Source organism: Urinicoccus timonensis (assembly GCF_900232945.1).
Taxonomy (GTDB): Bacteria; Bacillota; Clostridia; order Tissierellales; family Peptoniphilaceae; genus Urinicoccus; species Urinicoccus timonensis.
The window spans coordinates 207,360-221,700 of the sequence record NZ_OCTU01000002.1 but is presented as its reverse complement, the minus strand read 5'-3'; the positions used below and the strand labels follow the sequence as shown (position 1 = coordinate 221,700).

At 42.2% G+C, this 14,341-nt stretch carries 16 protein-coding genes and 1 riboswitch; of the genes, 4 read left to right on the top strand and 12 right to left on the bottom strand.

Translation table 11 applies throughout. The features are described from left to right. Positions 1 to 2: 2 nt before the first annotated feature. From CS898_RS05145 to CS898_RS05110, 8 genes are all read right to left on the bottom strand, one after another. On the bottom strand, positions 3 to 1,940 hold the full coding sequence (locus tag CS898_RS05145; protein WP_099208349.1) for a V-type ATP synthase subunit I: 1,938 nt from the start codon (positions 1,938 to 1,940) through the stop codon (positions 3 to 5). After that, positions 1,930 to 2,970 (bottom strand): V-type ATPase subunit, encoded by a 1,041-nt coding sequence (locus CS898_RS05140; protein ID WP_099208348.1) that lies wholly within the window; start codon positions 2,968 to 2,970, stop codon positions 1,930 to 1,932. The genes CS898_RS05145 and CS898_RS05140 overlap by 11 nt, the downstream gene beginning before the upstream one ends. Then, positions 2,960 to 3,292, bottom strand: coding sequence for a hypothetical protein (locus CS898_RS05135; RefSeq protein ID WP_009431589.1), 333 nt, complete (start codon positions 3,290 to 3,292; stop codon positions 2,960 to 2,962). Before CS898_RS05135 ends, CS898_RS05140 begins: the two co-directional genes overlap by 11 nt. Positions 3,293 to 4,129: 837 nt before the next feature. Continuing rightward, positions 4,130 to 4,924 (bottom strand): DnaJ domain-containing protein, encoded by a 795-nt coding sequence (locus CS898_RS05130; RefSeq protein WP_099208347.1) that lies wholly within the window; start codon positions 4,922 to 4,924, stop codon positions 4,130 to 4,132. Continuing rightward, the gene (locus tag CS898_RS05125) at positions 4,917 to 5,288 is read right to left on the bottom strand and encodes a metallopeptidase family protein (RefSeq protein WP_009432033.1); all 372 of its coding nucleotides are present in this window, start codon (positions 5,286 to 5,288) and stop codon (positions 4,917 to 4,919) included. Before CS898_RS05125 ends, CS898_RS05130 begins: the two co-directional genes overlap by 8 nt. An 8-nt stretch (positions 5,289 to 5,296) precedes the next feature. Then, positions 5,297 to 5,827: a folate family ECF transporter S component gene (locus CS898_RS05120; RefSeq protein WP_159459130.1), complete on the bottom strand. Its 531-nt coding sequence runs from the start codon at positions 5,825 to 5,827 to the stop codon at positions 5,297 to 5,299. Between the two features lie 46 nt (positions 5,828 to 5,873). Beyond that, a riboswitch (THF riboswitch) is annotated at positions 5,874 to 5,964 on the bottom strand. 751 nt (positions 5,965 to 6,715) lie between these two features. Further along, on the bottom strand, positions 6,716 to 7,192 hold the full coding sequence (locus CS898_RS05115; protein ID WP_099208345.1) for a peptidoglycan recognition protein family protein: 477 nt from the start codon (positions 7,190 to 7,192) through the stop codon (positions 6,716 to 6,718). Beyond that, on the bottom strand, positions 7,161 to 7,712 hold the full coding sequence (locus CS898_RS05110; protein WP_099208344.1) for an RNA polymerase sigma factor: 552 nt from the start codon (positions 7,710 to 7,712) through the stop codon (positions 7,161 to 7,163). The genes CS898_RS05115 and CS898_RS05110 overlap by 32 nt, the downstream gene beginning before the upstream one ends. Positions 7,713 to 8,665: 953 nt before the next feature. Between CS898_RS05110 and CS898_RS05105 the strand changes: the two genes are divergently transcribed. The 4 genes from CS898_RS05105 to CS898_RS05090 all read left to right on the top strand — a co-directional run bounded on the left by CS898_RS05105 (position 8,666) and on the right by CS898_RS05090 (position 9,832). Then, positions 8,666 to 9,166: a hypothetical protein gene (locus tag CS898_RS05105; protein ID WP_099208343.1), complete on the top strand. Its 501-nt coding sequence runs from the start codon at positions 8,666 to 8,668 to the stop codon at positions 9,164 to 9,166. A gap of 66 nt (positions 9,167 to 9,232) precedes the next feature. Next, positions 9,233 to 9,451 carry a DUF1659 domain-containing protein gene (locus tag CS898_RS05100; protein ID WP_099208342.1) on the top strand — a complete coding sequence of 73 codons (219 nt, stop codon included), beginning with the start codon at positions 9,233 to 9,235 and terminating at the stop codon, positions 9,449 to 9,451. An 11-nt stretch (positions 9,452 to 9,462) separates the two neighbouring features. Beyond that, positions 9,463 to 9,675, top strand: coding sequence for a DUF2922 domain-containing protein (locus CS898_RS05095; RefSeq protein WP_009431508.1), 213 nt, complete (start codon positions 9,463 to 9,465; stop codon positions 9,673 to 9,675). A gap of 13 nt (positions 9,676 to 9,688) precedes the next feature. Continuing rightward, on the top strand, positions 9,689 to 9,832 hold the full coding sequence (locus tag CS898_RS05090) for a YvrJ family protein (RefSeq protein ID WP_009430595.1): 144 nt from the start codon (positions 9,689 to 9,691) through the stop codon (positions 9,830 to 9,832). A 711-nt stretch (positions 9,833 to 10,543) separates the two neighbouring features. On the opposite strand, the gene CS898_RS05085 is transcribed toward CS898_RS05090, so the two are convergent. The 4 genes from CS898_RS05085 to CS898_RS05070 all read right to left on the bottom strand — a co-directional run bounded on the left by CS898_RS05085 (position 10,544) and on the right by CS898_RS05070 (position 14,305). Continuing rightward, positions 10,544 to 11,023, bottom strand: a complete 480-nt coding sequence (locus CS898_RS05085) for an REP-associated tyrosine transposase (RefSeq protein ID WP_099208341.1) — start codon at positions 11,021 to 11,023, stop codon at positions 10,544 to 10,546. A 308-nt stretch (positions 11,024 to 11,331) separates the two neighbouring features. Next, a complete protein-coding gene (locus tag CS898_RS05080; protein ID WP_159459129.1) occupies positions 11,332 to 11,538 on the bottom strand; it encodes a hypothetical protein in 207 nt (68 codons plus the stop codon). Between the two features lie 73 nt (positions 11,539 to 11,611). After that, entirely contained in the window at positions 11,612 to 11,830 is a 219-nt protein-coding gene (locus CS898_RS05075; RefSeq protein ID WP_099208339.1) for a hypothetical protein, read from the bottom strand. A 102-nt stretch (positions 11,831 to 11,932) separates the two neighbouring features. Continuing rightward, positions 11,933 to 14,305, bottom strand: a complete 2,373-nt coding sequence (locus CS898_RS05070; protein ID WP_099208338.1) for a GA module-containing protein — start codon at positions 14,303 to 14,305, stop codon at positions 11,933 to 11,935. Positions 14,306 to 14,341 lie beyond the last annotated feature (36 nt).

Genomic DNA, 14,341 nt, shown 5'->3' with positions numbered 1-14,341 from the left:
TTTTAATCCTCCTTCATGGATATCTTATCCGCCTTAAACAAGCGGCCATTTCCCTTGTAAAAACGACTGAACATTTCATAATATTCCAAACGCAAGGATTGGATAAAGACAATCAACCCTTCCAGGGCAATAATGACAATGTTCCCTATAATTAAAACCACCATATTTCCTCCGGAAGACCCAATCATCTTACCCAGGGTTTGGAAGGCTAAAAACAAGCCCACATGGTTGATGGCAAAAGCCCCCACCCGGATAAAAGAAATAATCCCCGTAACCGTAGAAAGCATGGTTTCCACCAGGGAGAAAATCCCTTCTGTGTAATAGTCCACCTTGGATTCTACAACTTTTTTGTGGCTTAACTTTTCTATAATCGGTCCTTGGAACAACATCAAGACCAAGGAGAGCACGATGAAAAACCCACTGACATAGACTGGAATAATCACTGTCTTGGTCAATAGATAAATCCCAATGCTAATGACATTTAAGAAAATCACCAGGCCCAAAACCCCTTCTTTGGAAAAGAAGGCCTGGCTCTTTCCATCCTGCTTGACTTGGTTGTAAATCCCAAGAACATAAGAAATCAACAAGAGTACAACCCCAAAACAAATGGCCGTAACCAGGGTCCGGTTGATTTGGTCAAAGGGCTTAAACCAGATGCCTGAGAAGATTTCCTCGCTACCAAATACCGACCCGTACAAGGCCCCAAAGACCATAGACGACAGGCCTAGACGTTTTAAAAGCTGTCCAAAGGCGCCCAGCTTGCGGGACAAGACCATTCCTGCTAGGAAGAATACTGCCCCTTGACCAATATCACCGAACATGGCGCCAAACAAGATCATATAGGTAATCCCAAAGATCACCGTAGGATCAAATTCATAATAATTCGGTGTACCGTACATATTGATCAAAAATTCAAAAGGCTTGAAAAATTTCCAATTCTTTAATTTTGTAGGAGGGTTGGAATTCTTCTTGGGATCAATAAAGTCAATGGATAGGCCCTTGTACTTGCCTTCCAAGGCCTTGATGGCTTCAATATCCGACACCCCAACCCAGGCAGATAAGAAATAATAGTGGTCTGACTGCAACATCATGGTCTTTAAGTCTTCAATCTTATCCTTTAAATAGAGATAGGCCAAGGCCTCCTTCATGTCCTCTTGGTGGTCTTGGACATATTGAACCCTTTCTGCCTCAATTTGGTCCCCTTGGTTTCGAAGTTCTTGGATTTCCACATCCAAGTTCAGGATGATATCCTTGGAGATCCGTTCATCATGGCCCAAAATATCAATGTCCATCCAGCCTAAAGACTTTAAGACCCGGTCAATTTCATTTTCCATTTCCTGTGGATAGATGGTGAAATAAATTTCCCGGTCCTTGTCAAGAGTCCCTGTGTGGTAAAAAACCGCCAGGATATTCCCATAATTCTTCTTTAAACGAAAGCGACCTTCCGCCGTTAAAAAACCAAAACGGACATTGAAATTTTCCAGCTCCGACAAGTCCTCCAAGTTGGCGTCAATATCGTCAAAAAGAGCCCGGTTATTTTCAATTTCCTCCAAAATCTCCAAACTCTTGTGGATTTGGTCATGGTCCGCCCTTTGCTTTTTCATCATATCGATGATGGGGCTGTAGTCCTTGGTCATATCCACCCTGTCGGCATAGACATGGTCGATATCTTGGAAACCATAAAAATCCCTAAGTCCTTGGAGCAAGTCCCGTCCCTGGTCTAGAGACTGGCTGGTCTCAAAGGGCTTGACATAGTTGAGTTCAATATTCTTGTCTAAGTTGCTTTCATCTTCCAAACTTAAGGCAAAATTATTCTTGTCCACTTCCCCTTGAGCATGAATAAATTCACAAGCATCCAAGCGCAATAAATCCACCAAGACAGAATTCATGGTGGGCTTGGGCCCAATTAAATTCATCATCCGCATTTGCTCAATAGCCATTAACTTCACTTCCTTCTATATGTCCTAAATGTCTCGTTAAATACTTCAGCTTATCCTCCGTATGAATGTGGAAACGAGCACTTTCAAACAAGATTCTCAAGTCATCCATCTCACTTTCCAAGATAATCAAATAGCAAAACAACTTGCCCATGTTCCCCTTAGAAAACTTGATTTGGCTCTTGCAGTAATAATACAAGAAACGACTGGCCCTACGGTGGCTGTATAAATACACATCCTCCCCTTCAAACAAAAAGGCATAGGGCGTTTGGGCAATCTTCTTTAAAAATTCCCCCTCCGACTTCGTATAACAAAGGTCCGATAGACGCTTGTAGTTGTAGTAGTCCCCACCAAGAATACAGAAGTTCATGATTTCTTCCGGTAAAAGTTGATAGTACTTCTTGGCCCGGGCCATCCAGAGAATGTTCAACAAGTCAATCTTGCGACCAAAGGTCTTCTTGAACCAGTCCTTGTTTTCCTTAGAAAACTTGGCCGTAGCCCCTATCAAGTCTTGATAGTAGAGCTTGTCCAGGTTCATTTCCATATAAAAAAGTATTACATCCTCCTCCTCATTTTGATAAGGCTTCAAAATTCTGTAATACTTGGTCATCTTTAGTCTATCAATAAATTGTGCGATTGTCTCATTCTTAATCTGAATTTTTTGCTTGTTAATCACCAGCTGGTTAAAAGTCAAATCCCCCACATCCTTGTGGAAGCGGAGACAGCGTAAAACCAACTTCAGCCGATTCATCTCCTCACTCCGGGTGTAGGCCTGCATAAACTCCTTGTAGGGCCCCGTTAAAAAGTGAGCCAGCTTGTTGACCTGGTCCTTCTTATAAGCGTCTAAGACATCTTGAGCATCATATACATTTTCAAAGGAATCAAACTTGTCTAAAAAATTATAGTCATTGACCCTTCGAAAAACATCTTCCAAGTCCTGCTTGCGAGCAAGCATTAAAATGTCGTCATCTTCTAGAAATTGACCATACATATGATCTATTTTTGCGTTGATAGCAGCAAATTTATTGATCATTGTCTACACTTTCTTTCCCAAGAATTTTCGTAAAAGCACGTTCCACCAAGGCATCCTTCACCTTGCCATACTCAAGATCCATGGACTTTAATTGGACCTGAGAAGCACTTTTTACCGATTCAATATCCCTTGCGAAAGAATCCAAGGTTTCGTCGTAAGACCTCTTCGCCTTTTCCTTAGCTTCTTTAGACCTTTGATACTCCAAAGAAGAAAGTTCCTTGCGAAAAGATGCATCCATTTGGTCAATAGACCGCTTGGTGTCCTCTTCCAACTCCCTTGTCTTTCTGTCAATATCAAGAATGCTTTCAATACTTTTTTTCAAAACATCCCTTCTTTCATTCCAAAGATTATTATATGCCTATTATACCATAAGTTCAAGAAAAATAAATTCTTCACAAGCCCCGAAGCAAGTAAATAAAAGGCCTGGGGCATGAAAATGTTTATCATGCGAATAACTGGCAACAAAGAAACAGAAGAAAAAAATTGCTTGGACTTTTTTTAGTTTTTGGGACTTATTTTTATTTGCCCTCTTCCCTTGTGGATATATATTCTGAATTGTTATACGAGGATTATCCCTATTTACATTGTTCCCTATACCTACTCTTTTCTCTTTATCTTGGGGAAGGAAGTAGGGCGTCTTGATTCGCCCTATCCTTCCCCAAACCCCTACCTCTCACCCTAACGCACTGAAAGAAGCAAAAAATTTGAGATTCTAAAAATTTTGAACTCGCTACGCTCAAACAGCAAAATTTTTTAACGAATCTCAAATTTTTTGACCTCATTTTAAATAGTCGAATCGATACATATCCGGGAAAAGTTTTGGATGGTCTGTAGGGGCGGCCCTGTGCCGCCCATGTTGTGGATTCGGGTTTGTTTATATTGGGGATATATTTTTGGATGGTCTGTAGGGGCGACCTTGTTCATGACCTAACCCGATGAGAGCAAAGCTCGAATCGTAGGTAGGTCAGATACTAAGATTTCCCAAGAAGACAAACGAAGTGCAGTCTGATTGGCAGAAATCGACAGTGATCGCCCGTATTGATAAACAGAAAATATAAATATAGGTCCAATATAAATATTCAGAAAAACCAATTATAGGGAACAAAATCCAAAATAAAAAAAAGAGACCCAGGCACAAGCCCAAATCTCTCTTAAATCCTTACCCCTTCTTCATTGCCTGGTAACGATTCATATTGTCTTCATTCATAAACTCATAAGCATCGTTAATTTCCTGGAACTTCTTGGTGGCCGAAGGGTCCTTGTTAATGTCTGGATGGTACTTCTTGGCCAACTTCCGATAGGCCAGCTTAATCTCATACTTGTCTGCCATGGGAGAAATCCCCAAGACCCCGGCGGCCTTTTCGTATTGGTCGGCAAAACCCACAGACCCGGGTCCTCCTTGGCTGGCTCCCTGGTAGCCTCCGTAGGACTCCCGGTTTCCATAACCATAAGTAAACTGCTCACCAAAAGACCGGGCAAACTCTTCCCATTGCCGACGGTAGGCCTCCTCTTGGGCCGCCCGACGAGCCTGTTCTTGCCGCATTCTTTCCTGCTCCTGGCGAATCCTCTCCTGCTCCCTGATCCTCTTGTAGCGGCGACCATAGTCCCCCATAGAATCAAAAGAAGCATCCTTGCCTTGGAGGTAAAAATCCGCCTTTTCATAAAAATACTCCGTCACCATATACTGCAAGTACTTGAGATAGGATACAGCAACCTTGCCAATAAAGGGAAAAATAAAAATCAGCAGAAAAACAAAAGAATAGCGGGAAAACATTAATACATTGGAAAAAACCAAGAACAAAAAACACCCGCCAAAAGTTAAAGCCGCCGTCAATAAGTCCTTTAAAGAGCCGAAAATATTCACTAAAATCGACACAAGAGTAATCAGAACACCCAAAAGATAGTCAAAAAAGACCCCGATGCCCTGGTTCAAATGACCTAAAAATTTATTCATGATGCCCCTTTCGATAGCCTTCTAAAAAGACCGCATCCTCCTCAGCCAAGTCATTGACCCCGGCCAAACGCTCAATATGGTGCCGCAGCTCATGGTGCAATAACTTTTCCACTTCCTGGTATAAAAAACCCCGGGACTCATTCCCATAGACCTTCATCAAAGACCCATAATAAATCATAATCCGGGCCCCAAAAGAATCCACCTGGTACTGGCCCATAATCAACAAGTCATGGTTCAAATCATCCGGATGGTAGACCTCCTCTTCCGACAAGACCACCCCCCCCGTTAAACCATCAAAAATCCCCTGGGGTAAACGAAGAGCTGCTTCATCCAGCAGCTCTTGTACTTCTTCTATCGTAAACATTCATACTCCTAATCCAAATGCACTTGTTTTTCCACAAGAGGAACCATCTTGGGAAGCACAAGGACCAAAACAATAGGCTTGACAATAGCTTGTACCGCTTCCACAGGAAGGCGAACAGCCAAAGTTTGCATATAAGTATTCCCTGTAAAAGACATAATCCAAACCGAATTTAATAAAAAGTTGCAAATGACCACTTGGAAAAGACAAGCTAGGACAATATTTCGGATTGAAATCGGCCGCTTGTTATGAAGCATATAGCCATAAGCTAGACCCACCAAGGCCGCCGTAAAGGCAAAACCCGGATGGTAAGCCCCAACAGGCCGGACCATAAAACCCAAAAAGTCCGATAAGACCCCACAAAGAGCCGCCGGAATCGGTCCCAACAAAGCCCCAGAAAGAGCCGCCACGATAAAGGCAAAGTTAATCCGAAAAACATTTCCGATTTCCAGAGAAACCACCCGGGCCACCACCACTTGCAAGGCCACAAAAAAAGCCATGACAACTAAAAATAAAACACGTTTTGAAGATGTAGATTTCATATAAAACAACCTCCTATTCTCGCTGTTAGCATAGGAGGTCCTATGTCGCAGCGGATCGAAAGAGCATCGCGAGTTCTCTCTTCGTTTTATGGCATCTCCATTCCATAAACACTTAACGCGCATCTTCCTTTTCTACAAACATTCTTTCAATTGAATAAACAAGCCCAAAGACCTTAAAATCCCTGGCCCATTTATAAAAATATTATACCATACCCAAGCCAGGCATTAAAGAAGAAGATTGAAAAAATGGAAGATTTGATGGATAGTCTAGGAGGGGCCTCGGGGTGGCCCTGTCCATAATTTAACCCGAAATCTTCGATTTTCTAATTGTAGGGGCGGCCCTGTGCCGCCCGTGTTGCGAATCTGGGTTTGTAAATATTGGGAATATTTCTATTTACATTATTCTCTATATTTACCTTTTCTTATATTCTTGGGGAAGGAGGTAGGGCGTCTTGATTCGCCCTATCCTTCCCCAAACCCCTACCTCTCACCCTAACGCACTTGGGGTAAGAAAAAAGTAGCCAATCCTAAAAATTCAAAACTCGCTTCGCTCAGACATTGAATTTTTTTAACGGCTCATCGATTTTTTCTTTTTATTGGAAGGATTGGATCGGGAGATTTTCGGGTAACTTGCTGGATGATCTGTAGGGGCTAGCTCGTCTAGCCCGTATTAATAAACAGGAAATTTAAATATTGGAGATCATATAAATGCACAGAAATTTCCATGTAGGGGCCGGCCTGTCCGGCCCGTATTGATATGCAAAACATATATCCACAAGGGAACACCGTCAATACACATTTATTCCCAATATAAACATATTCGGGTTTGCAAAAAGGGCGATATAAAATCGCCCCTACAAAACCATCCGATAATTCAAAAATATAAACCTACAAACTCTCCCAAAACCCCCACCAGGGGCCCCAATCTCCCTTGCCCAACATATGCCCCGGACAGACCTTCCGGCTGGCATCATAATGCCGGACCACTCGGGACTTGGGAATCCCATAATAGGCCATCAGCTCCCGGATCAAGTCCCGGGCATAATCATAGGTCTTGGCCATGTCGTTGCCCTGGTTGATGCAAAGCTCCACCCCGATGGAATTACTGTTCCGAATCCCATACCGGCCCCGACCGTCGCCACAATGCCAGGCCGCATAAGCATCCTCCACCAACTGGACAACCCCCTTGTCATCCACAAAATAATGTGCCGAAGCCCTCCGGTTGCCCCCGTTAAAATACCGGTAGTGGTTCATGGCATCCGCACTGGCCGCCCGGTTTCCCGTATCGTGAACCACAATATAAGAAATCCGAGCCCCCTGGCGACTAGAAAAATTAAAACGAATCAACTTCTTGTCCATAAGCATAAAATAACCTCCTTAAATTCCTCAGCCCAGCCGCCTTGGTGTTCTCCACCGTCTTATAGGCCAGGCCCAAAAAACCTGCAATTTCCGACAAAGACAAATTTTCATAATAATAGAGACGTAAAACCTCCTCCTGCCTGGGAGATAAAGACCCCAAATAAAAGTCCAGCCGCCTTTTTTCCTCCTCCTGGCAAACAGCCTCCTCCAAGTCAAAAGGATCCAACAAGGCCTCCTGAAAATCCTCCCCGGCATCCAAAGAATCCACCTGACCCTTGAGCCACTTCCTTTGAGCTCCGTAGACCCGGTACTTCAAAGCCCTTTGGACATAAGCCGGAAAAGCCACTCCCCGGTCCGGGTCAAAATCCCGGACACAGCGACACAATTCCAAGATACACTCCTGGAAAAGATCCTCCTTAGAAACCCCCTCCCAGCCATAAGCCCGGACCGTCTTTCGGCAAAGACCCTCATAAGCCTCATAAACTTCCTCCATAGAATAACCCCTGGGATCCAAAATAACCTTCATACATTCACCTCCTTTCTCCACCAGTATAGGAGAAAAAAGATAAAAAGCAAAACATACGTTCTTTTTCTTGCCCCCTTGTTCTTCCCCAAAAGCCCCCGTACTTTAAAAAAAAGCCCTGTAGTTTTCAAAACTACAGGACATTCCCTTGGGTTTTTATTGGAAAAATTTCCCCTTAGATCAAAAAGAGAAGTTGGAAAAGATTCTTGAAAGGAAGAAAAAATTGATGTATTATATTTATTAGAACGTATGTTCTTTTTTCTTTGAAATGTATAAAGCCTTCGCCAGCTTGATGAATTGATTGGGGAGTTTCCCCATGCCCCTATGGATAAACAGAATAGGTGAATATAGGGAATACACCTCTATCCATGATATCCCCTATATCCATTCTTTTCCCTATATATTGGGGAAGGAAGTAGGGCGTCTTGATTCGCCCTATCCTTCCCCAAACCCCTACCTCTCACCCTAACGCACTGGATGAAAGAAAAAATCGACAAGCCTAAAAATTCAAAACTCGCTTCGCTCAAACATTGAATTTTTTCTACGGCTTATCAATTTTTTCTTTTTATGAGAATTATCGAATCGTCACATATCCGGGAAAAATTTCCGGATGGTCTGTAGGGGCGACCTGATTCATGACCTAATCCGAAACCTTCGATTTCGTTGGTAGGTCAGATACTAAGATTTCCCAAGAAGACAAACGAAGTGCAGTCTGATTGGCAGAAATCGACAGTGATCGCCCGTGTTGATAAACAGAATTTGTAGATATAGGTCCTAATATAAATATTCAGAAAAACCAATCGTAGGGGCTAGCTCGTCTAGCCCGTTCTTTCCTTCCCGATTATGTTTATATGGGGATGAATCCCTATTTATATTATTCCCTCATTCTTTTTATTCCCTATACGGGCCTGACAAGCAGGCCCCTACTCATCGGGTTAGGTCATTAAGGAGGCAACATGCAAAAACCACAAACCACACAAAAAACCAAACACCCCCACCCCATCCACTACGAAACCATCCAAACCATCCTCCCCGTCTACCAAGACCAAACCGGCGACGGGACAAAAATCTACACCCAAGACGGCCAATCCCTCAACCTCCCCATGCCCATCTCCCACTTCATGGACCAATTCGCCAAGGTCTACTTCCTAGACCCCCGGGCCCTGAAAGCCTTCTTCCGGCAAAAAGGCCTGACAGGCCCCCTCCCCCTCTACCTGGCCGGGCAAATCTTCATCTCCTGCAAGGTTCGTAAACCCAAAATCCCCCGGGACCCCTGCTACGGCTATATCGCCTACCAGGCCATCCAAGACCTGGTCCCTCCTGCCAGCTTTATCCTGCCCCACTACCAAGTCCCCCTGGCCTGTAGCCTGTCCACAGCCCAAAAAGCCTACAACAATGGAATCCTAGCTGAGAAAATCCTAGCCGACTACCAAAAAAACTTTTTCCAAAAAGACTAGGGGAAAACCCCTCCCCAAAACATATGTAAAGTGTAAGCCGTTGAAAGAAAAAGAAAGGAGCCAACCATGGCAACAAAAGAAAACATCGCCCTACGCTTAGAACTCGAAAATGGAGTCGACGAAAAAGGAAAACCCCGTTTCAAGACCAAGTCCTTTTCCAACGTCAACAAAGAAGTTGAAGACCAAGCCCTCTTAAGAGGAGCCCAATCCTTGGCCAAACTCTTTGACCAACCCTGCAAGGGCATCCTCAAGATCGAAACCGTCCGTCTAAACACAGAAGCCTAAGGAGGTAAACCATGAACAACTACCAATTAGAATGCAGCTTTAAAACCCTGGCCGATAAAAACTTCACCCTGCGAGTCAGAGGAGTCAAAAACAGCCTAGATTCCACCACCGTAGCCGGAGTCATGGACGACCTGGTTAAGGAAAAAATCTTCGGTAAAAGCGACACCATCACAGAAAAAATCTCCGCCAAGGTCATCGAAACCAAGGTAACCCCCTTGTTTTAAAGAGGCCTAGCCTATGGAAGACATCCTATCCTCCATCGCCAACATGGGCTTTCCCATTGTCGTCGCTTCCTTTATGCTCTTGAGAATGGAGTCCAAAATGGAAGAACTCAATGAAACCCTGGCTCGGTTGATGGCAGCCATCGAACGATTAGAATAAGAAAAGAAAAAGCCCTTGGCCAGTTGGTCAAGGGCGTTTTTGTATATATGGTTTGTGGGTATGGGGATATATTTCTATTATATGGTTTTCTCATTCATTATTGGGTTCCGTAACTTGATGGTCTGTAGGGGCTGGCCTGTGTCGCCCGTGTTGCGAACCCGGATGTATATATTTTGGGGGTTCATTTTATTTACCATTTTCCCCTATATTTACATATTCTGAATTGTTATAGGGGCGGCACAGGGCCGCCCCTACATGGCTATTCCCTCATCACCCTAGAATGTACCGATCCGGTTATTTAAATTAAAAGAAAAATTCGATGAGCCGTTAAAAAAATTCAATGTTTGAGCGAAGCGAGTTTTGAATTTTTAGGCTTGTCGATTTTTTCTTACATCAAGTAAGGTAGGGTGGAAGGGGAGGTCTTAGGAGGGGCAAGGGGCAAAATTATGACCTATCTTAACGAGCAAAGCGAGTTATAGAAGGTCAGATACTAAGATTTCCCAAGAGACCGAGTGTAACGAAGGTCGATTGGTAGAAATCGACAGTATAGCCCCTAGGCCCCTCCTGGAATAAAGGGAAATATGTTGGTATTGGGAATAATATAAATATAAGTTTACCCTATATAAATAGATTCGGGATTGTAAAAGGGCGGCACGGGGCCGCCCCTACATTACCAAACCAAAGGTTTCGGGCTAGGGCCCTCCCCAAACCTTACTTCTTCTTCCATTCCTCTTGCAGCAGGGCCAATTTCAAGGGGTTTTCCTGGATATACTTCCGGACCTGGTAGACTTCTTCTTCGCCCCGAATGACGTGTTCATAAAAGCCTTTTTGCCATATCTTTTCATGGAAGGCAGGCAGCTGGCCAGCCTTTACTTTTTCTATAAAGGCCCTGGTTACCAGACTCTTAAATTCTTGGATAATAGTGGACAAAGACTTCCTTTCTTCCAAGGAATCATCTCCAGAGAAGAGTAAAATAAAATGAAGATGGTCGGGCATAATCACTTTTTCCAAGACTTGGCAATAGGGGTATTTCTTTTCAATGGATGCAAAGGCGAATTGAAAGATTTCCTGGACAGGAGGGCTATAAGCAAAAAAAGGCTCCCGGCCCTGGCATGTTATGGTAATAAAATAAGCCCCGTTCCAACGGTAGTCATAGTTTTTTAGACGAAGATCCTTGCGATGGTGGTCCATATTGCCTCCTTGTGATTATTTATTAAGTTTAGTTTATCATAAATGGAGATAAAGAGGGAATTTTTGTAGGAGTTGGCCTGTTCATGACCTATCCACAACCCCAAATTTATAAATATTGGGATTAAATTTTATCATCCGATACCCCCATTGTAGGGGCGACCCTGTGTCGCCCGTGTTGCAAACCCGAATTTATATATTTTAGGGGGTTATTTTATTTACCATTTTCCCCTGTATTTACATACCCTGAATTGTTATAAGGGCGGCACAGGGCCGCCCCTACAAGACCATTCCGACATCATCTATCTATTTTATTTTTCAACTATTTTTCTATATTTTTCCCAAAGGTTTTTTTCATTGCTTAAACGATCTTGGATATAGGAATCTAAAAGATAGGTTGTTTCCATTAGGTCATAAAAGGACATGATGATTTCAGTTTGGCCTTTTTGAGAAATTTTTACCTGAGAAGCGGTCTTCTTTGCCTGGCCACTGGAAATGATGCAGCCGTTACAAGCCATGACTCTCAAAATATGACTTATTTTTTCCTTATCTCTAGGGCTGGGATACATTTTTTGTCATCTTCATTAAATATCATGGGGTCTCGAGAAAGGTTTTATCAATAAAGGAAGCCAAGGCTTGAAGGGCTTGGTTAAAATCCACACCCAAAAGCCCATCTATTTTCCTAAGGTCTTCCTGCCATTCTCGGACCAAGGCTTTATTTTCTTTTAAAATATAAAACTCCCTTTCTTGGTCTCTGGTCTTTTCGATTTGCCAGGCCCCTAGGGTCCAAGCGGAAAAGAGGGTAACCAAGGCTTGTAACTAGGTATTCATATCCTTCTCCTTCTCAGATCATAAAAATAAGTACAAAAAAAGAAGCCCGAGGGCTTCTTTTTTTATTTGTAAGACGATGTCTTATTTAGCAGCAGCTTCTGCTTTTGCAAGCTCAACTTTTACAACTCTTGTTTGACCATCTTTTTCTAAAGTGATGTCATAAGAAGTTGGGTTTTTGGAATCTGGTTTTGATTCAACTCTTGCTACATTAACTGAAGTAACTAAAGGTTTAACAGCATCCCTAACTTTTTCAGCAGTTGCTGGTTTTGCAACACCTAAGCCTTTAGCGTTGTCAATTGTTTTTGCAGCAGCTTCTAAAGCGTCTTTGGCTTTAGCTTCTTTTTCAATCTTAGCAACTTCATCGTTATCTTCAGCTTTGTTTAGTCTGTCAACAAAACCTTTCTTTTGATCTTCAGTTAGATTAGAAAGCTTATTTACATCTTCGATACCTTTAGTTACTTTTGCTTTTTCAAGTACTACTTCAACTTTTGTAGCTAATGGTAATTTGTGATATTGGTTAGGTCCTTCAAATTCTAGAATCTTAACTTTGTCACCTTTTTCAACAGTAACGTTAGTATCTACAAGATAAGGTCCGTGTTTTACACCATCTTCATCTGTGATAGTAATACGAGCTTTAAATTGTCCAGATTCTAATGCTTCCTTAACTGTTACAATACCTTCTACTTGGTTGTATGGAGTAGCATCTTTTAAAGCACCCTTTAATGGAGTAGTTACAGGTACTACAGATACGATATCAACTGCTTTTTCAGTTTTATCAGTCCATTGTACTTGAACTTTCATACCTTTTTCGATTTCAGAACCGAAGAATAGGTCAGCATCAGCTACGATATCAACATCTTTAGTGTCTTTGTTGATGTCTTTTAAGGTTAATTCAATCTTACGTCCGTTAACTTTCTTAACGTCTTTGATTTCTTCCTTGTTTACTGCAGCTATTTCGTAAACTGGATCCTTATCATAGTCGATAAGTCTGTGTGCATAATCACTATAAAGTTCAACAACGTCATATTGTTGGATGTTTTCATAGTTGATTGGGAAGCTATCTTTGTATCCCTTTACATCGTAACCTTTAGTTTCTGTTACGTTGTAACCAGACATTTTACCGTAAACTTTGTAGTTGTTGGTTGGAGCTGTGGTTACACGGATTAAAGTAGAATCGTTGTTATCTTTGTCAACTTTGTTGAATACAACAACTTTTGCTTCATTAATCTTAGAGTTCTTAAGTTGGTCATAACCTACATATACTTTTTCAACTTTGTTAAAGTCTCTGTTGGAGTTAAATAATTTTAATGCAGCATCTTTGTCTTTAACTTCTGTTAATTGGTTGTTTTTGTAGTCAGCTACAAAGTAACGAGTTGCATCAATTGTTTTGATTGGTGTTCCAGCAACTGTAATTGTCTTTAAGCCTTCACCAACTACTACATTTTCTTTAGCTGAAACTTGTTTATCAGCTACAGCTACCCACCCTTGGCTAGGTAAAGCTAATTTTTCTGGGTTACCTAATTGAACGATGTGGGAAACATTTCCTTTTTCGTCAGCAATAACGCGAACTAAGGAACCAATGAAGTATTCGCCATCTTCAGCTAATTTGTTCCATTTAATTGCTTCTTTAGCTTCTCTTTTTCCATCATAGTTTCCTGGAACAAAGTTAGTGTTGTAGGATACTGTGAATTCCTTCTTGAAGTCGCCTTGGTTTAATACAATCTTGTTAGCAGTTGCATCAGAGATGATACCCATTGTTTCGCCTGCTGGAAGGTTGCGAAGTCCACCAATTTTGTAAAGAGCGTTGTAAAGCATTACAAATGCGTCTTCACGAACAGCGTATTTGGATCCGTCAACTGGAGTTTTGATTCCGTCGAAGATACCTAATTTAGCAGCCCAGTTCATCCAGTCTGTTGGCCATTTAGCAGCTTCAAGACCAGCTTTAGTTAAGTCTTCTTTAACTAGAACAACTAACATTTTAGCTAATTCGTCGTAACGTACTTGTCTTTCTGGTTCGAACATGTTGTGTCCAACACCGTGTAAGAATGGAAGTGCGTTAGCAGGACTAGCTACAGTAGAACCAGCAGCAATTAGGCCGTTAGCCCAGTGGTTGCTTGGAACATCTTTGTAGGGAGCATAAACTCCGTCAAGACGTTTTGCTAGGTCTTGTTGTCCAATAGCGTAGATAAGAAGTTTTGTAACTTCTGCTCTTTGGATGTTTTTGTCAAGTGCTAAATCAGCGTTCTTGTCATCCTTGTTTACTGTACGGCCAACAACGATTTCGTTGTCTTTAAGCCATTGAACTTTCTCGTTGGTGTCTTTCTTTTCTGGAACTTTAACTTCAGATTTTTTAGCATCTTTAGCTTCTGGAGCCTTAGTTTCAGCAAAGACAGAACCGAAAGTTCCTAGTACCATGACTAGTGCTAGTACTAGTGAAAGAAATTTCTTGTTCATATTGTCTTTCGACCTCCTTAAAAATTTGTAGATCTA